The following is a 25,102-nucleotide window of genomic DNA, read 5'->3' on the forward strand; positions in this document are numbered from 1 at the left end:
TTGGCAGCATGTCTTCTTTATCGTTTCTAGTGACTGGATTTCCTATGCATCATCATATTCATGCCATCGATCCCAAAGCCCATTTATTCGCCATAACAGCCACGTTAAACAATGCCCAAAGCAATCAAATATTCAGTTTACCCGCCTGGCTTCCCGGCAGTTATATGATCCGAGATTTCGCTAAAAACATCACAGATATTCAATTTTTTGATGAAAACAATCTTGCCATTCCATTTGAACAATTAGATAAACAAACTTGGCAGGTGGCTAATCAAACTGGGGCAATCACCCTGCGTTATCAAGTTTATGCATGGGATTTATCCGTTCGTACCGCTCATTTAGACACCAACCATGGCTTTTTCAATGGCAGCTCGGTGTTTCTTGCGGCAAAAGGGTTAGAGCAAGAGATACAGCATGTCACTATTGCGCCTCCTGCATTAGGCGAATTGGCGCACTGGAAAATAGCCACCAGCATGTCACGAGTATCTGGTGAACAATTTGGCTTTGGTGAATTCAGTGCTGAAAATTACGATGATTTAATTGACCACCCCGTTGAGATGGGTGACTTAACCATTGACACATTCATCGCCGCTGGCGTCCCACATGATATCGTTTTAAGTGGTAAGCACCGCGCAAATATGGCCCGTTTAAAGCAAGACTTAAAAGCCATTTGCGAGTATCAAATTCACTTTTTTAACACCCCAGCGCCATTTGAACGCTACGTTTTTATGACTACGGTATTAGATAATGGCTTTGGCGGATTAGAGCATAAATCTTCTACTGCGTTAATGTGTTCTCGCAACGATTTACCCCAAAATGAGCATGGTGAAGTTGATAAAGGTTATCGCACTTACTTGTCACTCTGTAGTCACGAATATTTCCACAGTTGGAATGTTAAACGCATCAAACCGGCTCAATTTACGCCATTTGATTTATCCAAAGAAAGTTATACAGAGCAACTATGGGCGTATGAGGGGATCACGTCATACTTTGATGATTTCATTACTTACCGCAGTGGCTGCATAGATCAAGACAGTTATTTAACCCTACTCAGTGAAACCATGACCAGGGTTTACCGCAGTCAAGGGCGCTTTAAACAAAGTTTAGCGTCTTCCAGTTTTAATGCCTGGACAAAATTTTATAAACAGGATGAAAATGCTGCGAATGCCATTGTCAGTTATTACACTAAAGGTGCGTTATTTGCGCTGCTGCTAGACTTAACCATCAGGTTAGAAACCGAGGGACAAAAAAGTTTAGATGATGTCATGCGCACACTCTGGCAAGAGTATGGTTTAACCGGTATCGGCACAGACAATCAAAGTCATCAACGCATCGTTGAATCACTGCTGAATCGCAATTGTGATGAGCTTTTCAGCTTTTTATATCACACCAACGACCTTCCCTTGGCCCCATTATTGGCTAAAGTCGGGGTTGAAATGCAATTTAGAAGCAGTGAAGGCGCTAACGATAACGGTGGTGGTAAAGCAGCAGGCTTTAATATTGGTTTTGGAGCAAAAGTAAAATCTGAAGGAATTGGGTTAAAAGTGCTCTCGGTTAATCAGCACAGTCCAGCCCATCAAGCTGGACTCAGTGCAGGAGACCTACTGATTGCCGCTGATAACTTGCAAGTTAATGGGCAATTTGAACAATTACTGCAGCATTACAAGGTCGGTGAAACCATTAAACTGCACTGGTTTAGACGCGATGAGTTAATGCAAGGTGAGTTAATCATTCAGGCCGCTATAAAAGACACTGTGACCTTGAATTTAAAAGATAAACAACTAGCAAGAATATGGTTAGGTTGAGCAGTAGATAAAAATTTAGCGAGCTTTACAAAGCTAGCGACATTAAATTAAATAAACAAACAAAGATTGAGTGCTGAGTTTAAATAGCTCAGGTTTACTCATTCAGATGTAGTTGCTCAAATAAAGCAAACAGGCATCCAATGTGGATGCCTGTTAATAAGAATCTAAAAATAATTCATTTTGCTAACTTTGTTTTATACGTGCGCTGACCTGTTGTTCACTATGGGCCTCTAACCAATACTTTTGCAGTGTTGGATTTTTAACACCAGAGGATTGATCCAACAAATTCCAAGAGCCTTTCCAAATACCATCAGCAATTAAATGCACTACGGCACTTTCTATTGCGGCGGCAATGCATAAACTCACAGGTTCATTTGAGGTGTAACCCGCTTCAGCTTCAAGTAACTCTTGAGCATCAAGAAATTTAAATACCCCAGCGGTAATTTCTATCGACACCACTGATTTAGTGGTTGTTACACTACTAAGTAAACGTCCTGAACGAATATCCACCGCCCGTAAATTCACCGTAATGCTATCCACTCGATATTGGCCTGAAGCCCCAATGCCCAAATATCTGGCACCTGCACCACCTGTTTTAATATTAGTATCATAGGCCACAATCCCACCTTCCATTAAAACCTGTGCGCTATTTAATTGGGGGAGCTTCCCCGCATCACCATTTAATCCCGCTCTGACAATTTTGCGCTCAGTCAGTAGGTTTTGTAACCCTTCTCGCTCAACCGGAATAAACCAGCTTGAGTCATTTAATGCCTGAGCTAAAAAAGCCGTGCCACTTTGCGGAACTGCGGTTGAAAAGTTGCTCGATGGGATAGGCTTATATTGACCCGTTTGATCTCTAAAATCATAAACGGCAGCAACCATGCTCCCCTGTGGCGGTGGTAAACTCACTAGATCGTAGTAAGTCTCACCTTTTGGCATCAAACTGGTGGACGCTTGAATATTATCAAACTCACTTTCAATTGATGAGCACGCAGTAAGTGAAAGCATTAACAAACCGACAAATATCCGTTTCATCATTAACCCCCTACTGTGCCATTGCCGACAATGCCGCCGACTTCAATGATTGTCGTCTCACCAGACAACAAATCAGTGATATGGACAATAAGAGCACCATCTTCATTTACCACATTAATTTCAAAATCATCGGTTTTTAAATATCCTTCGCCACCATTGGCCGCATCATTAAATAACTGACTCATCAGTCTAGATTGTAACGAGCCAGCTAAACGCTCCAATGCGGTTGGTGGAGTATAACTGGATCCACCTTGATGCTTATTTTGAGCTGATGCATTCGCTAAAAGGTAGCCGCCATTAAGATAACTGCCACCAAATGACGGATTAACGGGGGTATAAACTAACTCTGTGGCACTAATGGGTAAACTTAAGGCTGAAATAGCCAAAGATAGGATTAACTTTTTCATTTGCTTTCCCTGCTAAAACTCATCGGATGCAAGATCAGGATCTGAAAATGCATTCCATTGTGCTTGTTGTTGATATTGCAGTAGAGAAACATTCACTCTTTTTGCTGCCATATCGGCTTGTTCGTCTAAGTTGCGTGAGGCTGGAGACACAAACGTAACAAAAATAGGTTTTCTATTATGTAGAACTAAAATTTTACTGCCGCTTCTTGCGGTTGCCTGCTCGACAATGGTTAAGCCGCTATGTTCACTCATACCATTGATATCACGATAAGCACTGACAAATTCTCGATAAAATCTGTGTCCAAATCGAGTCATGGCTCGATTCAATATAAGCCCATCAACTAAATCGGTTTCACGCTGAGGCTTAGCATCACTAACATCAACCAATTTATCAACAGACTGTTTAAGCGAATTTTCTTGAGCAATCGATGCCTTTGATTCAGGAATGACATCATCAGGATTTGAAGCAATTTCAGCTTGGGTAAACTCAGCGACATTGACCTCACTGGCGCTTTTTTCATCTGCATACCCGTTATTCATCACTAACAAAGATAAACATGCTAGTGCGAAAATCATGGTATTGTTGGTCACACTCTAACCTCATGAATGTGAGTTTGTGCCCACGCAATAGCTTGGCCACGACTCGATACCCCTATTTTTCTAAATGCGCGGTATAAATGGGTTTTGATTGTTGACTCACTCACAAACAATTGATTGGCAATATCTAAATTAGTACTGCCTGACAATAAAGCTTGTAGCACTTCACGTTCACGTATAGTGAGTTGCTCACTGTCGTCCTCGTTGTCTAGATTCAGCATAGATTGATGTAAATCTTGTGGAATAATACTGCGACCTTTGAGGATTTCATTGAATCCATTGCTCAGTTCAGCAAGTGTCGCATCAGAATAAAACACGCCAGAAGTCGTGGCGGGATGAACTAAAAACTTAGCATCCATTTGCCTAGGAAAGTTGATAAAAACGGTGTGAATACCATTATGTTCACGTTCAATGACGCGCTGAAGTTGATAAGCTTGCTGAAGATCTATCGTTGATAAATCAAATATGACTAACGAATTATCTTGCACCGTTAGCATTTTCACCATGTTACTTGGCTGGGCTTTAGCAAGCTTTACCAAAAACTCTTGTGGCCAGCGGCAATCAAGTAAATCTATCAGTAACTGCGATCGTGAAACAATCATCCAATTTACGATTTTAAACATCTGACACTCCATGTGTTCTGTTTGCAAGAATTGATAAAAAACCAGTAGCAATACTTTGCAAGCTTAACAATGCTTTTACGGTATCACAATTAGCCAAAAGGGTGCTTGCGCACCCTTTGTTAGACTTTTGTACTACATACCTTGTAATACAGTGACAGTGTTTCCCAACCCCATTGAGGTGACATTAGCAGTGTTACTAGCGTCCGTTTGCGTGATAGAAACAGTGTTGTTACCTGCTCCATTTACATAAACATCTGCATTATGCAATGTACCCGTTTGTGCAATAGTAATGTCATTGTCAGTTCCTGCCCAAGATTCAGCTATCGCATTGTTTAATTCACCAGTTTGTGAAATATCTACCTCTGAAGAATAATCAGCAGAGTCAGCATAAGCTTTGTTATCACTACCTGTTTGTGTAATCAATACAGTGTTTTCTGCACCAAACGTACCAGCACCAATTGCTGTGCCATAATAGTTAGCCGAACCTGAAGCTGTATTACCTACAAAGTTGCGATCACCCGTTTGATTAATGGTAATTGTATTGCCGCCGCCTAAATCAGATGCTGCACCTGCGTAGTTAGTGTTACCCAACTGAGAAATAGCAATTGTATTTGCATTGCTTGAGTCATCTTGATCTACATATGCAGTATTATCGTCACCAGTTTGAATCACAGTAGCAATATCACTTTCACCATTTTGCATCACTGTCGCAAGGTTACCCAATCCCACTGCAGAACCACTTTGAGTTACAGTCGCTGTATTACCCAAATTAGATTGGTCAATATCAGCCACGTTATCATAATCAGATTGGGTCACAGTTGCGGTTAAGTTAGTTCCTTCTTGGTCAATCATGGCATCATTACTGAAACCACTTTGATTAACAGTTGCAAGACTGTCTGTGTTACCACTTTGGTTGACGCTAACATTACCATCTTGACCAGTTTGATACACAAATGCATCATCACTATTACCCGACTGCTGTACATTAGCGGTATTGTTTACACCACTTTGATAAACTTCAGCTTCATTAAAGTCGCCTACTTGGCTAACTGTTGCATCGCTTGAGTTTGCCGTTTGAGAAATATAACCACGGTTATCATCACCTGTTTGGGTTAATGATGCCACGGTATCATCGGCTGTTGCACTATAACCAAAATTAGCTGTCGCTTGTATGATATCGCCATTGTTACCAGCGCCGGTTTGTGTCAAACTAGCTGAAGCTGCATCTGCAGAGTCCTGTTCAATATATGCGTTATTACCACCACCTACATTTTGAGTAATGGTTGCATCGGCAAAATCTGACCAATGGTTTTTAATTTCTGCGATATCATCTGACCCATTTTGATTGATGGTCGAATTAGCGGCATCTGCATTATCTTGTAAAATGGTTGCATCATTGCGATCACCGACTTGATTAATATCTGCAGCCGCGTTGTCACCATTATTGAATTTTTGGTCGATAAACGCACTGTTGTCTACACCATCGGTATCAATGGTGGCTACAGCGGTTTGAGTCGCATTACGCTGTGTAATTGTACCTTCGTTTAATTCACCTGCTTGGGTGATAAATGCATGGGTATCTGAAGTGTCAGATTGAGTGACATATGCTTCGTTTGATGTGCCATCTTGCGAAACCGTGGCGTCGTTATTATTACTATTTACTGACTGGGTTACTTCTACAACGTTGCTAGAACCATTTTGAGTAACATCCGCTTCATTTCCATCACTTGCATAAGCACCCGCTGATGCAAATAGAGCTGTCGAAACTAATATCGCTAATTTAGAATGTTTCATCTTTGTCTTTCCCTATACTCTTAGTTAGATAAATTACCTTGGGTCACAACAACATGTTGTGATGTACCCCATTGAGTTACACCTACAGCATTTCCGGAGCCATACTGCTGGATCCAAATCGCATTCTCACTACCGGTTTGATTCACAATCGCAACGTTATCAATACCAATTTGTGTTAAATCAGCCATCAGGCTTACACCCACTTGATTAACTAACGCCACGTTGTTAAAACCGGATTGCAAAATATTGGCTTCGATATCGCTTCCTGACTGATTCGCAATGGTATGATTATTTGTACCTTGCTGGGTGGTAGAAAGTTGATTACCAAATCCTGATTGAGTTGAAATAAAATGATTATCTGCCCCCTGTTGATTGAGGTTAACGTTAAGGTCATCGCCAAGCTGTACAACATTGGCTCGATTTCCTCTTACAGCTAACTCATCAATATCACTAATGTCTTGGCTCAGACCTGGGAAGGAAAAAAAACACATTATCAACGCTAACAAACCTGCGTTTATTCTTATGCCACCTGTTGTTTGACGCTTAATCAAGGTCATGCTTCCTGCCCCTAGGGTATTCATTTAATCCGTTATTCTTTAGCACTCTCAGACAATTTATTTCTGAGCCTTGTGCTATCGGTAGTGTCAATATTATGACGCTGCATGAACCACAATGAGTCCCCCCACAGTATGAAAGCACCATAGACCTTCAGACTAAATGAGCTTTACACCCCCCCACTTTATTACTAGTAAGTAGACGTAATTATCTAAAAATCATAATGTTAAGATATGTAAAATATATATAACGATGTGAGAAACAAGCAGATTAAAGATCTGAAGGCACAGATGATGTGGGAGTTTTAGAACCTAACGTCCTAATTCATAGACAGAAGTTTTCAAGCCAGTAACAAAAGCTGAATAATACTAAATTGCATTAATTAACCAGAGAAATAACCAAAGATATAAATAAAATAATTGACGTGATCTGCCAAAATTTAAGTGGATTTCGATCAATAAGCGGCACACTGACTTTTGTCGCTCCCTCCTGTTTTGGCGTACTCAGTTGGTGAATAAACTCACAGGTATCAGCCTGTCTAAATGTGGGTTCAATATTCATCGCTTGCTTAAGCACTTTATCCATCCATTCGGGCACCATAGGGTTAAGTGTATGTACGCAAACATATTCTAATTTCAAAAAATCTTGTCGAGTACGGCACTTTCTCAGTTGACCTTTAAAGGGTAACGCTCCCGCTAGCATTTCAAAAGCAATCACAGCAATTGAAAATAAATCAGCTCGGCCATCGGCTTGATAACCCAGTATCACTTCAGGTGCGGTGTAATCTGCAGTGCCAAGTATTTGATCTCTAATAAGCGGCGTACTGATTTCAGCGATACCTTTAATGTAACAAGAACCAAAATCAATAATTTTTACGGTATTTTGCCGAGTAACAAAAATATTATCGGGTTTTAAATCTTGATGAAGTGTCTCTTTACGATGAAATGCCCTTACACCCAACTCAATTTGTCGCACTAATTTGAGTACATCTTCCACCGGCGCTTTTTTATGATGAACAAGCCACTCGGCTAAACTCAGCCCATCTAAAAATTCAGTGAGATAATATAAAGCAGATTTAGCTTGCTGTTGCTCAGCAATACTGACCACATAATGGCTGTTTATACGATTACCGACCCAACTTTCTAGCATAAAACGTTCTATGTAAGCTGCGTCGTCAAGATAATTAACCGACGGCGTTTTCATACAAAAAGCTTTGCCATCTTGGTTAACCACGCGATATACCTGACTTCGCTGCGATTGATGCACAATATGTGTCACTTGGTAACCATCAAGTTTCATTCCTACATCCAGCGGCGGCGGAAACGGCTTACTGGCTAGGCGTTGATAAACATCATCAATGGCTTGATTCGGCAAACCTGCAACATACAATAGCTGAACACTGAGGTTGTCTTGACTCTGTAATTGCAGGGCTTTATGTACTAGTTGATCGCAAAATTGCTGACATTGTTGATCGGATAACTGAGGATGTTTACTCATAAATCCAAGTAAAAACTGGCTCATTTCATGATCGGTCAGCACATCATGTACACCATCGGTTGTCAGTAAAAATACATCGCCCTCTTGTAACGAAATGGCTTTGTAATCAACCTCTAAATTCACATCCATCCCTAATGCTCGGGTCAAATAATGCCGAGTTTCACTGACACTGGTACTGTGGTCTCGACTTAATTTGGCTAGCTCTCCGGCTCTAAAACGATACACTCGAGAATCACCAACATGGAGCATATGTGCGGTGCAGGACTTAAACACCAATGCAGAAAAGGTACACACATAACCTCTGCGGGCATCCCTATAATCTTGCCCTAGTCCATACAACCAGCGGTTTAAGGATGTTAATACTTTATTACTTGATGTTTGCACACTCCAGGTGTCTGGAGTGGAGTAATAATCACTAATAAAGTTACTGACACTAATCGATGAAGCTTGTGCGCCATTTTCAGCCGTACTCACCCCATCGCTGATCACGGTAACAATGCCTTTAGTTGTTAGCATTAATCCAGATGGAATACGAATGCCAACGGCATCCTCATTCGATGCTTTAACTCCTTTGTCTGAGGTCTGACCGACATGAATATTTAACTGATTAGATTGCAGTGTAGGCAATACATCATCACCGCTTGACTCTACATTCATGCTATCAACCTGATTATCCACTTGTTTATGCATACTTTTTTACTCTGGTGATTAGCGATATTGATTGACAATATCTCGTTGGTTCCATAATGCTCAACCGTATTATCAACCATCAACAAATAGCCGCGAGCCATGACACTCCTCGCGGCAACATCTGCCCTATCACTAACTCACGCTAATTAAGGTGACTTCACCTTGTTCATTCACCTCAGCAATGTGTCCTTTAGGCTCACTCATAAACAGCAGAGTAATAAAGCCAAACACGGCACTGGTAGCAATCACGTAAAAAAACATTTGAGTGGAAACCATTGAATAAACTGTTAAAAAGAATACCGCGCCCACATTTCCATAAGCTCCTGTCATACCAGCAATTTGTCCCGTTAATCGGCGTTTAATTAATGGCACTGCGGCAAATACTGCACCTTCACCGCCTTGGACAAAGAACGAGCACGCCATCACCACGACCACGGCGATCGGTAAGCTCCAGCTTGAGTCAATTTGCGCAACCGAAAAGTATCCGATAGCTAATCCTGCCGTTAAAATTAATAAGGTAGATTTACGGCCAAACTTATCACTTAGCCACCCACCCCCAGGGCGAGACATGAGGTTCATGAAAGCATAACTTGAAGCCACCATACCCGCTTGCGCCATACCTAATCCGAAGGTTTCGGCAAAAAATAATGGCAACATCGACACCACAGCAAGCTCTGAACCAAAGGTGGTGAAATACAGTACATTCAATACCGCAACTTGCTTAAACTCATAACGTTCAAACTCAGGTACCTCGCGAATAAATATATGCTTGTTTACCTGATAAGTTTGATAAAAGTCGACAATAAAGACCAACACTAATAAGCCATAAATCAGTTCGGTGACATTTTGAGTAAACATACTGACACCAGCAGGTGAAAGCTTCCATGCCAGCAAAGCCAATGTAGCGTACATCGGTATTTTCATGATGATTAACAACACAAAATCTTTTTTACTGGTAACTTCTAATCCACCCGCTTTTTTAGGTTTAAAATAGGTAGAGCCTTTTGGTGTGTCAGTGATGTTGAAATAGTACACAAAGGAAAATGCTAAACTCATCAATCCAGTTAAACCAATGGCAAAACGCCAACCATTTTCGCCACCAAAAGCTAAAGCAACAGCGGGTAAAGTAAATGCGGCAGCGGCCGAACCAAAGTTGCCCCAACCACCATATATGCCTTCTGCTGTGCCTAACTCTTTAGCCGGAAACCATTCGCTGACAACTCGAATTCCAATAACAAAACCTGCACCAATGAAACCAATTAAAAATCGCGCTAGCGCAAGTTGTTCAAAAGAATCGGCAACTGCAAACATAAAACACGGAATAGAACAGATGGCCAGCAAGGCAGAATAAGTGACCTTAGGGCCATATTTGTCGGTTACCATTCCGATAATAATCCTGGCGGGAATGGTTAAAGCCACGTTTAAAATCAGTAAGGTTTTAATTTGATCCTTTGTTAACCCTAAGCTATCTGCAATGACACTCACCAAAGGTGCGGCGTTAAACCACACAACGAAGGTGATAAAAAATGCCATCCAGCTCAGGTGTAAAACTTTCATTTTTCCAGAAAAAGAAAATAGCTTAAATTTTTGTGCGCTCATGATTAATCCCATCCTTATCCTTTGGCCATAACAAACACTTTGCCTTGCTCAGTTTTTATCGCAAACGGGCTAGCAACCAATTGTGGATCTTCTATACACACACCGGTTTTTAAGCAGTAATGCTGCTTATATAAAGGCGATGCAACGCAAAGTTGACCTTCCATTTCACAAATCAACCCACGGGCTAATAAACTCACACCAGTAGCAGGGTCGACATTATCTATCGCAAATAGTCCATGTTTTCCTAAATTAAAAATCGCCACAGCCTTACCCGCAACCCAGGCAGCAACCCCAGTATTTTGAGGCAAACTTGTTTCATCACATACATTGACCCAACTCATACTCCAACCTCCTCTGTGGCAGTTTCTAGTTCATCTGTGACATCTTTGATGGCAATTGTGCCGGCTCCTGCATTTTTGCTTAATGCAGGAAAACGCTGCTCTCGAATACGTTCATAAGCGTTAAACTCTGCCGCAGGTGCCGCATCTGGGTTCACAAACTCGTTAAATCGCGCTAAGAATGATGGGCGCTCAAGACTGGTTTTCCATTCACATTGATAAGTACCGACGATGTGAGCCATTTGTTTTTCCAACTCAGCATTGATGGCTAAAGCATCGTCAACCACAACCGATTGTAAGTAAGGGAGCCCGCCTTCAAGCGATTCCATCCAAGTAGACGTGCGTTGTAACTTGTCAGCCGTTTTGATGTAAAACATCAAAATTCTATCTATGTATTTATACAAATCTTGTGTCGACAAGTCGGTAGCAAATAAATCACCATGGCGTGGACGCATACCGCCATTGCCTGCAACATATAAGTTCCAGCCCTTATCACTGGCTATCACACCAATATCTTTACTTTGGGCTTCAGCGCATTCTCGGGTACAACCCGATACCGCAAACTTAATTTTATGAGGGCTGCGCAAGCCTTTGTAACGGTTCTCTAAATCAATAGCTAAACCAACAGAATCTTGCACACCATAACGACACCATGTACTGCCAACACAGGATTTCACCGTGCGTAAAGATTTACCGTAAGCATGACCCGTTTCAAAACCAGCATCGATTAGCTTTCGCCAAATTTCAGGTAATTGCGATAACTTGGCGCCAAACATATCAATGCGCTGCCCTCCGGTAATTTTGGTGTAAAGGTCATATTCTTGTGCAATCTCTCCCATGGCGATTAATTTTTTAGGGGTAATTTCACCACCAGCAACACGCGGAACAACTGAGTAGGTACCGTCTTTTTGCAGGTTACCTAAGTAAGCATCATTAGTGTCTTGCAGTTGCACATGGCCTTTATCGTGATCTAAGACATAGTGATTTGTTAGGCTGGCAAAAATAGAGGCCGCAGCAGGTTTACAAATATCGCAACCATAATGATGACCATCAGCAGAAGGCTTACCATGCTGACGAATTAAGGTTTCAAAGTCATGAATGTATTCCACTTGGCATATGTGGTACAAGGCCTGACGATTATGATCAAAGTGAGCACAAATACCGCTATTAAAATCTAACCCCTCAGCTTGCAAGGTTTGATCAATAATCTTTTGTACTAATGGCGCACAACCACCACAACCCGACGCCGCACGGGTGCATGACTTAATTTCAGCCATTTTGTGATTACCCGCTTTAACCGCGTCAACAATATCGCCCTTAGTTACCTGATGGCATGAGCACACAATAGAAGTGTCTTTCAAGTCCGATTCAGACTCTGCTCCCGCCAGCAATAATTCCACTGCAGAGCCTTGAATTTCATCTTGCGATAAATACGTATCCAGTAAACGGCTATAATCGCTGTTGTCACCGATTAACACCGCACCTTTTAAAAACTTACCGCTTTCATCAAGCCACAATTTTTTATAAATACCGGCTTGGTTATCTGATAACTCAACAAATTGAGCATTATCGAAGCCGCGACTCGCGCCAATAGCGGCAACATCAACCCCTAATAATTTCAATTTGGTACTCATATCGGCACCTTTAAAAGCCATTGGGGTAACGTCTGACACCGCTGAAGCAATATGCGACGCCGCAACACGGGCCATCTGGTAACCGGGCGCCACTAAACCAAAAATCTTTTGATCCCATAACGCACACTCACCAATGGCGTAAACATCGGCAGCAGAAGTTAAGCAGTAATCATCGATAACAATGCCACCGCGCTCGCCAATATTAATATCAGACACTCTAGCTAACGCATCTTGTGGGCGGATCCCTGCTGAAAACACAATCATGTCGGTTTCAAGGTACGATTCATCACTAAATGTCATGCGATGTAAGGCGGTTTCACCATCAATAATGGCGGTGGTGGCTTTTGATGTATGTACGCTCACCCCTAGCTGCTCAATTTTATGGCACAGTAATTCGCCGGCTTTATCATTTAGCTGAACGGGCATCAATTGCGGGGCAAATTCAACAACATGAGTTTTCACACCCAATTGTTGCATGGCATTGGCAGCTTCCAATCCTAGTAACCCACCACCAACCACAACACCTATTTTACTATTCAGGGCAGAGGCTTGAATGGCTTCTAAATCTTCAATGGTGCGATACACCAGGCATTGAGCGCGGTTATTACCACTAATTGGCGGCACAAAAGGAAATGAGCCCGTTGATAGCACTAAACGCGCATAGTCATACACATCACCCTGCGCGCTGGTGAGCGTTTTGGTTTTGGTATCTATGGCGGTAATTTGGGTATTTAAGTGCAGCGTGATGCTCCAATCGGCATAATCTTGTGCACTGGTTAACATTAAAGAGTCAGCGCTGTTAGTCTCAAAATATTTCGATAATTGCACTCTGTCATAGGCTGGACGAGGCTCTTCGCCAAACACGTGCACATCAAACAACTTATTTAGCCCAAGGCTACACAATTGCTCAATAAAGTGATGGCCAACCATGCCATTACCGACGACCATTAACTTGGGTTTTGTGACTGCCATTTTTCGGCTCCTTCATGCCATGGATGCAAAAAACAAAAAAGCGCCAACTCCACTTAAAGAGTTGGCGCCATTGCCTAATACAAACCAGATTTTAATTTAGACTTTTAATGCTAATGGTGTCATTGCAGGCAACATGCCACAAAACCCATCTAATATAAAAATAATTAACATCATAAAAACAGTAACTTAAATCAAATTCAGTTACATGCCCGCACAGACCGCGCTCTCCTTATGCGCACTCGCACCAAAATGAGGCGCACCACTTTCAGACACGGCCGAATCTCTCGAAGCGTGTTGAACCGTTTGTGGCGTCATCAGGGCAACAATTTGGGCCGACATCTGCGCTATCGTCAGCCCTTTTTGCATCGCTTGTTGTTGAATAATTTGGTGCGCTTTATCTTCAGTAAAACCTTGATGCATTACGATCAATTTGGCTTGTGCGATGAGTTTCAATTGCTTCATTTCATCGGTTAGTTTTTTAAATTCATTTCTGGTGTTATTCGCCGCCACAAAACGCACTTTTGCCAAGCGGACTAAATCGCTTAACCTACTGGCTGCCAAGCTTTCAGGAACAAAAGTCAGTCTGCCACAAGCCAGTAATTCAGTCAGTTGTTGTAAATGCCAATGGTTAGCGTTGACAATAAATACGCTCGGTTTAACCGTTAAAGCGCGTTGTATAAACCCCTGCATTGGGTGTGTTAATGTGTCAACCAAGACTAAAATCATGTCATAATTTGACTGCTGATAGTTTTTTTCTGCTGTGCTAATAGAACCAATATGATCAACTTCGCCCATTGAATTTAACACCGCCTGATACTGTTCTAGGCGCAAAGCTGCGTCATTAAGTTTTAGAAAGGTAGCGTCATATAATATTAAACTGCGCATACTCTATCCTTAGCATCGAAAGATGCATCATCAGGGGAATGTTTTAGCAATCTGTTGACACGTTCAATACGATTAGGCGCGGTAAAAGAAAGTCTTTCAGACCAGCATTGTTGTGCCAATAATAGGTTCTCTTTTACATCGAGCGGCTTTGAAGACGATACTTGCTGTAAACATAAGACTAAACATAAGGTTGCTTCTACACTGCTAAGGGCTTGATCAATCATGGAGTCGGTCATTTCATCTGCCAATATGGATGATTCAAAAGGCAAAATGGTGTGCCAAAGGTGGGCAAGACTCTGGGCAGCTAATTCAGACTGGCCCACTTTTGCACCACTAAAGCCTTCTAATACCGTGGGTAAAGCACATGCACTAAATTGCAACTTACTACCTGATGATTTTTTAATAAAACGCACATCGGTTGTCACGCGGGGATTAACTTCGGTTTCCCCCTGCAGCCCTTTAAAAATAGCAATAGTCCCCTGTTGGTAATCACCTTCGGCAAAAAGCATTTCTGCAATGCTTTGGTGCAAGTCATCTAAACCTGGATGAAAATAGCTCCTTAAACTGAGTACTGCATTGGCTGGGTTCATGCACCGGGATGCCGTTTGAATAAGGCTGCGTAACCCTAGTTCTTGGTGTAATAAACGGCAATCATCAAGTACAGGGGCAAGAACACCTGCATGCACATAAACGATACCGTTAGCTTGCAATGCTTGTTCGGCTTCCATGACGGTTTTAGCACTGGCAATATTAAGCGCTTCAATACACGACTCAACATGACGGCGATGCGGTAATGCCAAGCTATCGCCATGCAACATCACCCGTAAACCTTTTGTGGCCAACACTTTTGCCACCAGCAGCAACCAGGGCAATTGCTCACGTTTGCCTGCATATACAGGCCAATCAACATCAACCTGTATTGCTTGCCAGCGAGCATCTATGGTGTGTTTTAATCCGCTAACGACCCCAGCAACCTCAGCTGCTGTCTCGCCTCTCACTCGCATTAGCATCATGGCACTGGCCATTTGAGCTTGCGTCACTTTGCCTTTGGCAAACCCTTGAATAAGCAAACTTGATTCTGCAAATGTTAAAGTACGAGCACCTTTTTCTCCTTTCCCTAATGCCTTAATGAATAATCTAAAATCAAATTCGTCTACAGGAGCTAACTCAAATTCCGCTTTAGGCATAACGCACCTCATTCAAATAGCTTTCATCTTGCTGAGCACCGATACATTTGTCTTGCCCATGCTCAATACTGGCTAACAGTTGACTCAGTTGCTGACCGACAGCAACCACTTCACCAATGATGATCAAGGTTGGCCCTGAATCTTTAATGGTTAACGCATCAGCGCCCATATCAGCGATGTTTGAATAAGTAATTAATTGATTGCTGCGACCGCCATTAGTCACAAATGCCACTGGAAGCTGAGTCGTGCATTTAGCTGCCATTAAGCCTGATGAAATCGAGGCTGCTTGTTCTTTTCCCATGTAAAAAACTAAAGTCGATTGCGCCGCTAATAATGCATGCCACTGCTTAGGGGCACTGGCGTTAGCCCCATCAGTCATTCTTGTGCCTGTGATTAAAGTGACACTGCGCGCCATTCCGCGAAAGGTTAGCGGGATCCCCGTACTTGATGCACATCCTAATGCTGCGGTCACACCGGCAAAAAACTGCGAACGAATGCCCCGCTTTGCAAGGTATAAAGCCTCTTCACAACCTCGGCCAAAAATATGCGGGTCACCGCCTTTTAAACGCACGACTTTTAACCCTTGTCGCGCTAATTTTGCTAATAGCTGGTTAATATCATCTTGTTTAACGCTGGGTTGACCGCATCGTTTACCCACAAAGTGTCGCTGACATTGAGGACTAACTAAGGTCAAAATGTCACTGCTAACAAGGCTATCAAATACCAAAGCATCTGCCTGAGCCACAATGCGCGCCGCTTTAATGGTCATCAAGTCTAATTGACCGCAGCCCGCACCGACTATCGCAACATCGCCAGCGTTAAAGGCATCTGTTTGACCAAATGTCACGGGGGAATGATTAATCATTGCATCGACGTTATTCATTAAGCGACATCCTCTTTAATGGGTTTAGCATATTCATGTCCAACTTCTGACTCATCAATTGAGGGAGCAAATGTTAACGCCTCCTCCCAATGTTTTTGAGCACATTGCCTTACTTCACTATTACAGCTGCCACACTTTCGACCACACCCTAAGCTTGATTGTGTGGCATCTAAAATCTGCTCAAATTGAACATGCTTTATGCCCTTAAGCAGTACTTGTTGATTAAATTGACGATTAACCTCATCGCCAATCGCTGCATCGGTTATCCCAGTGCAACTGCAAATAACGGGACTATTTCCGGCTTTTAGCTGTTGGTGTAGTTGGTTTAGCAATTTGGGGGTTAACGTTTGACCAATAAGCGCGTTCATCGTTTCTAACGCGATATTTACCGGTTGATTTGATAGGACTTTAAGTGCAATTAATCGGCCTTTATCGGTATTGCATTGGATGTGTAATTGCTGGCTTTTTCCGGTGTTAGCATCAAGCATCACAGTCCATTTCAACGAAAATGGCGAAGCCTGATACGCAAACCCCTCTTGCTGATCAGCAAAACCAAGGTGATAACAAATCCCTGTCGTCAGTGTTTGTGCAACCTGCCAAGTTAGTCCTTGAGCTTGTGCATCATGATCACCAAATACGACACCTTGTAAAGCCAGCTTAACGGGAAATAATCTCACTGGCTGACATTTAAAACCAGGTTGTTTTGAAACAGGATCAAATCGATTATCAATAGCCTGATTGACCCCTTTGCCCAGTGAAAACTGTTCAGACCAATGCATCGACATATTGGCGAGACTCAGGGGCAAATCATCATCAACCGTCACCCGAGCAAGGGTAAATGATGTGTCAGTAGCCGATTGGATCTGTGCAAGTTCACCTGCCACTAAATCAAATGGTTTAAGCAAACGAGAATGTAAACTCAGCGTTGGCTCAGGTACATTTGCACGCAAACTAGCAATATGCCCAGTTCGGGTCATGGTATGCCATTGATCACGACTGCGACCACTATTAAGTAACAAGGTTAACGGTTGTTGATCAAGTGAATCCCCTTGGTGATGATTTAACACCTCAATCTTTTTCGCCGGTGCTATAAATTGCGCTTTACCGCTGGGGGTCGAAAATTGAGCATCAGTAAACACCCTTTGATGCTGTTGACCAATTTGTTGCTGGGTTGCCACAGGCCATTGTGTCGGAGGTAATGTATCGTATTGTGCTTTTGTCAGCCCAGCCAAACCTCCTAGATTAAATCGCTTATGCGGAAATGCATGATTAACTGTTTGACTCAATAAAGCATATTCAGAAAAAATTGCGGCATTATCTTGGTACTCAAAACCACTAAAACCCATGTTGATGGCAACTTGAGATAGCGCCCACCAATCGGGTTTAGCCTGACCTTTTGCCGCAATGAATCCTCGTTGGCGGGTAATGCATCTTTCACTGTTGGTCACAGTGCCGCATTTCTCTGACCAGCCCTGAGCAGGCAATAGCACATCTGCCAGTTTTGCCGTATCGGAGTCGGGGCTCACCTCTGAAACCACCACAAAGGGGCAATCGGCAAGTGCTTTGGCAATTTTGTCACTTTCGGGTAAAGACACAACCGGATTGGTTCCCATTATCCAAATCGCTTTTATATTGCCCTTGGCGAGTGCATCAAACATCTCAACCGCTGCTAATCCAGGCTTAGTAGCAACATGGTCGCATTGCCAAAAGTCAGCAAGCAACGCTTGCTCTTGCTCAGAAAACCCCATGTGACTGGCTAATTGTGTAGCAAGCCCCCCGACTTCTCGCCCTCCCATGGCATTTGGCTGTCCGGTCAACGAAAAGAATCCCGCGCCTGCTTGGCCTATTTGCCCTAGCGCAAGGTGGCAATTAATGATGGCATTAGTGGTATCTGTACCGATTACTGACTGGTTAACCCCCTGACACGATGCGGTAACCACTTTTGTATGTGAGCTAAATAAATGATAAAACGCTGTGAGATCAACAGCTGATACACCCACAGTGTTAGCCAGTGCGGCTAAATTACCACTGACTCTTTGGGCATGTTCAATAACAGTTTCAAATCCTTCAGTATGGTTTTTAATATATTCATCATTAAGACATTGGTTATCAGCTAGATACCCTAGTAATCCAACAAATAAACTTAAATCGGCACCTGGACTGACTGCAAGATGTAAATCTGCTTGTTTTGCGGTTGCGGTCGAGATCGGGTCGATCACCACTAATTTACAGCCATGGGTTTGCTTTGCAGCAAGCATTCGCTGGAACAACACCGGATGAGTCCATGCAGTGTTGGCACCGATTAACACGATAACTTCTGCTTGTTCAAAATCTTGATAGCATCCAGGCACCACATCTTCACCAAAGGCCCGTTGCATTGCACTGACTGCAGATGACATACACAAGCGTGAATTGGTATCCACATTGGCTGTTTTTAAATAGCCTTTAGCAAATTTATTGGCGACATAATAATCTTCCGTAAGTAACTGACCTGACAAATACAGGGCGACGGAGTTAGGACCATGTTGTGCAATTGTTTGTTGAAATTTGTCGGCAATTAATCGTGTTGCGACATCCCACTCAAGCGGTTTGCCCGAACGTAATTTGGGATAACGTAGGGTATTGGGTTGGTTAAGACTCAGTAAAAGCTTTTCACCTTTGGCACATAAACGACCAAAGTTAGCAGGATGTGAGCTATCGCCTTTGAGGGTGAGAGATAGATTGGATTCAGCAAGTGTCTGTGAAGAATGATGGCTTATGGTCAGCCCACAACCCACCCCACAATATGCACAACTTGATTGAATTTCCGCCATTTCTATACCTATTTGTTCACCCATTAATTGCTTTTAATATCGCAACATATGTGCCAAATATTTATCGAATTGAAATTTAAGGAGTTTTATAGATAGAGCAATAAAAAGAGTTTAGATTTGTGCAACACAAGTGCAAGTAATCGCACCAAATTTGCGCATCTTATTGAAATAAAACAAATTTAAATACCACTTTAGAGGTATACTTTATTTAAGTAAGTAAATTTTTTATCCTAAAAAATGACAATGCTGACCATCATGTCAGCATTGTGGCTATTTCATTTGGGTGACGATTATTTAGCAATACGGCCATCATCATGGCAGGCTTCACAGGTAGGCTTATCACCCACATTCACATCATGTACCGCGTGGCAATCTGCACACATCAGCATCCCTTCATGGGGCTTATGATTATCGTCCATTTCAGCTAACGAACCATGGCAGCTTTGACATTGTTCAAACTCATAGGCGCCATCCGCTGAGGGCTCTTCATTGGCATGACAACTTTCACAGCCATTCATACCCGCATGATAATCTGCTAGATTTTCGCCTTCAGCCCATGTTGCAGCTGAAAATATTAACGCCATCAGACAAGCAGCTAATATTGCGTATAAGTATTGATTTTTCATATCACTCCACCTTAACCAGGGTATAAAGTTGACTAACAATGATGGCGCTCATTTTCACACTCATTATTATCCTTGGCATTGTTATTTTAAAAGCCAGTCGTGTTGCTCTAAGCTTAGTGGCGTCGTGTTAACAGTGTTCCACTTAGCGCCAATGGATTAACCCATAGTTTTTAAACAACGATTTACACTATAACAACACTTTATCATGCTGATAAACCCGAAAATGAGAACTAACTCAATTAGCGCTACATTTAACAAAAGCAAAAAAAACTGGAGCACATGGCTCCAGTTTTTTAGCATTTTTAATTAAGGCAATTTAAATTAGCTGTTTTTCAATGCTGCGATACGTTTTTCTAATGGTGGGTGACTCATTAGAAACTCAGCCATTGAACGCTTACCATTAATACCTAATGCTGACATTTGCGCTGGCATCGCACCGGTTTCAGGACCGTGCTTCAATCGTTCAAGCGCAGCAATCATTTTGTTTTTGCCAGCCAAGCGTGCAGCACCTTCATCGGCTCTGAACTCGCGAATACGAGAGAAGTAAGCAACGATCATCGACGCTAAAATACCAAATAGCATATCGAGTACAAATACCACACCCATATAAGCAAACGTGCCTAATCCTTCACCGTCCTCGCTGTTGTTTGAAACCACATTATTAATAATGCCAGCGACAACACGTGCCGCAAAAATAACAAAGGTATTAACCACACCTTGAATTAACGTCAGGGTTACCATATCACCGTTAGCTACGTGGCTAACTTCATGAGCAAGTACGCCTTCAATTTCATCTTGAGTCATGCCATATAGCAGACCAGAACTTACCGCAACCAATGAATTATTCTTACTTGGGCCAGTAGCAAACGCATTCATCTCAGGTGATTGATAAATTGCCACCTCGGGCATTTTTATCCCAGCTTGTTCTGCTTGACGCGCTACGGTTTCAACTAACCAGCGCTCAGTATTATCACGTGGATGAGTGATAACTTCACAACCCATTGTTTTCTTTGCCATCCATTTTGAAATGGCTAAACTGATAAATGCGCCACCAAAACCGAAAATGGCAGCAAATACTAATAATCCACTCATCGTAGAAGTATTCACCCCTAGAATAGACATTACAATTGAGGCCACTAGCAAAATTGCCATGTTGGTCGCAATTAACAAAAAGATACGCTTCATTTTAGCTCCTGTGTTGGCAACATTGCCGATAGCAAAACATTCTACAGACATATTATGTCCGATTAAACGATTTTCAAGGTTTAGGTAGATTAAATTTGATTTAATTTCTTCAAACACCCTATTTTGTCGCAAATTCTAGGTAGCAATACTTAATTGAAACTTAAATCAGTAATAAAGGGCTAACTATCTGTAAATTAGTTAAATTATGATAATAATCTCAGTTAAATATGCGTGTTTTGATAAAATGCTTAAGCATGCTTTAATACCCATTCATTTTGCGGTCAATACCGATGATATTAAGCATAAAAATTGAATTTACTGCTATCTAGGGTTGTTTATCTTGGTTTATTTTTTATGTAGAGAAATAACATGACGTTAGGCAAGGCTGATAATGGCGGGCATAATTACCCTACGCCTAGGTTATCCAACGCAGTGTAAAGTCATTTTAGCCTCAACCTGAAGAACCGTGGCTATTTTCCAACCATTGTGCCCGCAAATTCACTTTTTGAGCAGACTAAACCGCGTTTATTTGTGATTGCATAACAGAAAAATAGCCGACTGCATAATTTATCAACAACAAAAACCACCCCAGTTATTTCACATGCATTCGGGGTCGTTAGTACCTTGCAAAATAGAACTTTGTTAATATGACATCAATTGAATGTCATTCCCCCAACTTTAAAAGGATCTTTCATGTCAGCTAACGCCTTACTATTAAGCGCTTCTAGAGTAGGTAATACGCCTTATTTACAACACGCACTCGAGTTTATAGAACCATTATGTGCTAATACGCGTAAGTGGGTTTTTATTCCCTATGCAGACGTTGGCATGAGTTATGACCAATATCTTGAAAAAGTCCGTCAAGGGTTATCTGCTCTTCCTATCACCATTAATGGCATTCATGAATTTGGCGATCCGAAGCAAGCAATTAAAGATGCCGATGGCATCTTTGTAGGTGGAGGAAATACATTCCAATTAATCAATGAACTTTATCGTTACGATCTCATTCATCTAATTAAAGAACGGGTCAATCTGGGTAAACCTTATGTTGGCTGGAGTGCGGGTTCAAACATCGCCGGATTATCCATTCGAACCACTAACGATATGCCGATTATTGAGCCTCCCTCGTTTGCCGCAATCAGCTTAGTCCCTTTTCAGATTAATCCTCACTACAGCAACTATCAAGCACCTGGGCATAATGGTGAAACCCGCGCACAACGTTTATTTGAATTTACCCAAGTTGATCCATTAACCCCCATCATCGCCATTCAAGAGGGTAGCGCGTTAAAGCTTCAAGGCGATAAGCTGACACTCGTGGGTGACAAGTTAGGATATTTATTCCATGGTGAGCAGCAGGAAGTCGAGATTAATGCAGGCAGTGATTTAAGCCAATATTTATAAAGAAATTCTCACAATATTATAAAATAGTTTCATTAAAGAGCCTATCTTACTTAAGATGGGCTTTTTAATGTGTGTTAAACCATATTACGGCTGATTTTGAGATGGTGTTTTTGATCTAGTTTCAGCCTCTGCAATTTGCTTACACAAAGGCTCGTCATCTAACTGTGCCATTTGCGCGCAAGCTGAGGATAAAGGCGAAGAGGTAGCGATATTTTGAAGCTGTGCCTCATCTTGCTCTGTAAATACCTGTGCCGACAACTCGGCTTTTGCGGTATGCGAGAGTTTATCGACAAGTCGATAAGCAACAAAAACACCGGCTATGCCAAAAATGATAGCCCCAATAACTTGGCCAATCAGCACCCCATAAACCTGCCCCCACTGCGCACCAAAATAAACAAATGGGATAGTACCTAATGTTGCTTTGCCCACATTGAAAAATGTTGAATATTTAGCTTTACCTAGATTATTAAAGGATGCATTGGCAACAAAAAGTATACCGGAGAAAATAAAGAACACCGCAATGTACTGACAGAAAAAAAGAACGACCTCAGCGGCATCGCCCTTCATATCAAAAGCACAGACAATTTGGTGCCTAAGTAAAAATAATATCAACGACACACTCAATACATAAATGACACAAAATTGAATGGCCTTATTTAAGCTTTGTTTTACACGGTCATATTCATTAGCACCAAAATTCTGTCCTACGATTGGGCCTACTGCACCCGACAAGGCAAAAATCATCCCAAAGCTAACGGGGATCAAACGGCCTAACACAGCCCAGCCAGCAACATAACTATCACCAAAATCAGCAATGGCCCTAGTAACCACAGCATTACCAATAGGAGTGGCGATGTTAGTTAACATTGCTGGGCCTGCTATGGCAAAAATTGACGGTAAATCCTGTTTGAACTCTTCAAAACTGAACTTGCCCACCAGTTGATGTTTAACAACTGCACCATGCCCAGCAATAAACAACACCGCAAAACGGGCTATCACGGATGCGGTTGCCGCGCCTTCAATACCCATGGCAAACATAAAAATAAAAATGGGGTCCAGAACTGCGTTAACACCACCACCTGCTAAGGTTGACATCATGGATAGCTTGGCATCACCAACAGCCCTTAACGCGCCACCTAATGCCATTGCAAGACAAATCACCGGAAGTGATGGCACGAGAATATATAAATAACTTTGAGCCAATTCAGCGGTGTAACCTGAAGCGCCGACCAAAGCGAGTAAATCAGGAATAAAAATGAATACTAACAAGGCAACTAACGCACTAACGATAAAGGTCACAACAGCACAATTTAAAAATAGACGTTTGGCTTGAGTGCTATTTTTTGCCCCAACAGCCCTAGACACCAATGCGCCGAGGGCAATAGACAGTCCAATGCCAATAGAAGTGGTAAAAAATGAAATCGTGCCAGCATAGCCAACCGCGGCGGTAAGTTCGTGTTCGCCTAATAAACTTAAAAAGAAGATATCCAATAGGTCAACGACAAACAGCGCTGAAATCCCCACCGCTGCGGTCGAACTCATGACTAATATGTGGCGTAAAATAGAGCCCTCAACAAACTTGGCTGTTGTCATGAATATCCTTTAAATAAATGAGATAAATTTACGATATAAAAACCGACCCACCTTACGGGTTGGTTAAGGATTCAAGGGGCTCTAACTCACTGCCACAATGATTGCAAAATTGCGCATCATTATCATGGCCCTTCTTGCCACAATTGCTGCATTTTCTTAAATCACGTACTTTCACCATTTCATGCGAAATTTCAGCCGTTAAAATCCCCGTTGGTATGGCAATAATGGAATAACCTATTAACATAGTTAGCGCTGCTATCGCCTGACCTAAAGGGGTTTGTGGCGTAATGTCACCGTAGCCTACAGTGGTAATTGTCACGATAGTCCAGTACATGGATTTAGGAATAGAACTAAACCCGTTATTCGGCCCTTCAATGACATACATTACTACGCTCAATACTAAAATGATCAAACTAACCGAAAAGAAAAACACAAATACTTTACGACTTGATTGCAGCATGGCTTTTAACAACAAATTACCGTCGGCCAGAAAGCGTAGCAGCTTTAACACTCTAAAGACCCTAAATAGTCTTAATACTCTGATAGCAAGTGCAAAATTAGCTGCCGGAAAGATTAGGGCTAAATAGCTAGGTAAAATTGACAATAAATCGACAATACCAAAAAAACTGCGGGCATAATGGAAACGGTTTTGAGAGCAGTACAAACGAAGTAAATATTCAATAGTAAATATAACCGTAAACATCCACTCACCAATGAGAAATAACTCCCCATATGCGCTATGTAAACTATCGATGGTATCCAAACATATCAATACAATACTGGCCACAATAGAGGCAAGCAGAGCAATATCAAATGCTTTACCTTCAGGAGTATCAGTACCAAAAATAATGGTTCGCAAACGTTGTTTTAAAGGCGAGTCTACAATGTTTTTTTCGTTCATATCCTATTAACTCAAATCCCTAAAAAGATATTTAACTTAACCATACCATTTACAAACGGATGACGTTAGAATCATTGCCAAT

The 25,102-nt window shown here is 42.0% G+C and carries 20 protein-coding genes; 2 read left to right on the plus strand and 18 right to left on the minus strand.

Annotated elements, in window-relative coordinates; all coding sequences use genetic code 11:
- Positions 1-44: 44 nt before the first annotated feature.
- Complete coding sequence (locus OHT75_RS04540; protein WP_264725298.1) at positions 45-1,805, plus strand: M61 family metallopeptidase; 1,761 nt, start codon at positions 45-47, stop codon at positions 1,803-1,805.
- A 183-nt stretch (positions 1,806-1,988) separates the two neighbouring features.
- Here OHT75_RS04540 and OHT75_RS04545 read toward each other — a convergent pair whose 3' ends face one another.
- The 16 genes from OHT75_RS04545 to htpX all read right to left on the minus strand — a co-directional run bounded on the left by OHT75_RS04545 (position 1,989) and on the right by htpX (position 21,125).
- On the minus strand, positions 1,989-2,840 hold the full coding sequence (locus tag OHT75_RS04545; RefSeq protein WP_264725299.1) for a CsgG/HfaB family protein: 852 nt from the start codon (positions 2,838-2,840) through the stop codon (positions 1,989-1,991).
- 2 nt (positions 2,841-2,842) lie between these two features.
- Complete coding sequence (locus OHT75_RS04550) at positions 2,843-3,247, minus strand: curli assembly protein CsgF (protein WP_264725263.1); 405 nt, start codon at positions 3,245-3,247, stop codon at positions 2,843-2,845.
- Between the two features lie 12 nt (positions 3,248-3,259).
- The gene (locus OHT75_RS04555) at positions 3,260-3,838 is read right to left on the minus strand and encodes a curli production assembly/transport protein CsgE (RefSeq protein ID WP_264725264.1); all 579 of its coding nucleotides are present in this window, start codon (positions 3,836-3,838) and stop codon (positions 3,260-3,262) included.
- Positions 3,835-4,467: a LuxR C-terminal-related transcriptional regulator gene (locus OHT75_RS04560; protein ID WP_264725265.1), complete on the minus strand. Its 633-nt coding sequence runs from the start codon at positions 4,465-4,467 to the stop codon at positions 3,835-3,837. The genes OHT75_RS04555 and OHT75_RS04560 overlap by 4 nt, the downstream gene beginning before the upstream one ends.
- 132 nt (positions 4,468-4,599) lie before the next feature.
- Positions 4,600-6,261 (minus strand): beta strand repeat-containing protein, encoded by a 1,662-nt coding sequence (locus tag OHT75_RS04565; RefSeq protein WP_264725266.1) that lies wholly within the window; start codon positions 6,259-6,261, stop codon positions 4,600-4,602.
- 20 nt (positions 6,262-6,281) lie between these two features.
- Positions 6,282-6,818: a curlin gene (locus tag OHT75_RS04570; RefSeq protein ID WP_264725268.1), complete on the minus strand. Its 537-nt coding sequence runs from the start codon at positions 6,816-6,818 to the stop codon at positions 6,282-6,284.
- A 376-nt stretch (positions 6,819-7,194) separates the two neighbouring features.
- Complete coding sequence (locus OHT75_RS04575; protein WP_264725269.1) at positions 7,195-9,003, minus strand: bifunctional protein-serine/threonine kinase/phosphatase; 1,809 nt, start codon at positions 9,001-9,003, stop codon at positions 7,195-7,197.
- Between the two features lie 132 nt (positions 9,004-9,135).
- Complete coding sequence (locus tag OHT75_RS04580; protein WP_264725270.1) at positions 9,136-10,602, minus strand: NarK family nitrate/nitrite MFS transporter; 1,467 nt, start codon at positions 10,600-10,602, stop codon at positions 9,136-9,138.
- A 14-nt stretch (positions 10,603-10,616) separates the two neighbouring features.
- Positions 10,617-10,943 carry a nitrite reductase small subunit NirD gene (gene nirD, locus OHT75_RS04585; protein ID WP_264725272.1) on the minus strand — a complete coding sequence of 109 codons (327 nt, stop codon included), beginning with the start codon at positions 10,941-10,943 and terminating at the stop codon, positions 10,617-10,619.
- Complete coding sequence (nirB, locus tag OHT75_RS04590; RefSeq protein ID WP_264725273.1) at positions 10,940-13,546, minus strand: nitrite reductase large subunit NirB; 2,607 nt, start codon at positions 13,544-13,546, stop codon at positions 10,940-10,942. The genes nirD and nirB overlap by 4 nt, the downstream gene beginning before the upstream one ends.
- A 201-nt stretch (positions 13,547-13,747) precedes the next feature.
- Positions 13,748-14,431 carry an ANTAR domain-containing response regulator gene (locus OHT75_RS04595; protein WP_264725274.1) on the minus strand — a complete coding sequence of 228 codons (684 nt, stop codon included), beginning with the start codon at positions 14,429-14,431 and terminating at the stop codon, positions 13,748-13,750.
- Positions 14,419-15,618: a glycosyl transferase gene (locus OHT75_RS04600; RefSeq protein WP_264725276.1), complete on the minus strand. Its 1,200-nt coding sequence runs from the start codon at positions 15,616-15,618 to the stop codon at positions 14,419-14,421. Before OHT75_RS04600 ends, OHT75_RS04595 begins: the two co-directional genes overlap by 13 nt.
- The gene (cobA, locus tag OHT75_RS04605; protein WP_264725278.1) at positions 15,611-16,501 is read right to left on the minus strand and encodes a uroporphyrinogen-III C-methyltransferase; all 891 of its coding nucleotides are present in this window, start codon (positions 16,499-16,501) and stop codon (positions 15,611-15,613) included. The genes OHT75_RS04600 and cobA overlap by 8 nt, the downstream gene beginning before the upstream one ends.
- A complete protein-coding gene (locus OHT75_RS04610; protein WP_264725279.1) occupies positions 16,501-19,314 on the minus strand; it encodes a nitrate reductase in 2,814 nt (937 codons plus the stop codon). The genes cobA and OHT75_RS04610 overlap by 1 nt, the downstream gene beginning before the upstream one ends.
- A gap of 290 nt (positions 19,315-19,604) precedes the next feature.
- Positions 19,605-19,940, minus strand: a complete 336-nt coding sequence (gene cctA, locus OHT75_RS04615; protein ID WP_264725280.1) for a tetraheme c-type cytochrome CctA — start codon at positions 19,938-19,940, stop codon at positions 19,605-19,607.
- A gap of 321 nt (positions 19,941-20,261) precedes the next feature.
- A complete protein-coding gene (gene htpX / locus OHT75_RS04620; protein WP_264725300.1) occupies positions 20,262-21,125 on the minus strand; it encodes a protease HtpX in 864 nt (287 codons plus the stop codon).
- A gap of 693 nt (positions 21,126-21,818) precedes the next feature.
- Here htpX and pepE point away from each other — a divergent pair.
- A complete protein-coding gene (pepE, locus tag OHT75_RS04625; RefSeq protein WP_264725281.1) occupies positions 21,819-22,526 on the plus strand; it encodes a dipeptidase PepE in 708 nt (235 codons plus the stop codon).
- An 84-nt stretch (positions 22,527-22,610) separates the two neighbouring features.
- Here pepE and OHT75_RS04630 read toward each other — a convergent pair whose 3' ends face one another.
- A complete protein-coding gene (locus tag OHT75_RS04630) occupies positions 22,611-24,119 on the minus strand; it encodes an MATE family efflux transporter (protein WP_264725282.1) in 1,509 nt (502 codons plus the stop codon).
- 52 nt (positions 24,120-24,171) lie between these two features.
- Entirely contained in the window at positions 24,172-25,020 is an 849-nt protein-coding gene (locus OHT75_RS04635; RefSeq protein WP_264725283.1) for an ion transporter, read from the minus strand.
- Positions 25,021-25,102: the final 82 nt, after the last annotated feature.

It is taken from the genome of Shewanella subflava (genome assembly GCF_025971955.1).
Taxonomy (GTDB): Bacteria; Pseudomonadota; Gammaproteobacteria; order Enterobacterales; family Shewanellaceae; genus Shewanella; species Shewanella subflava.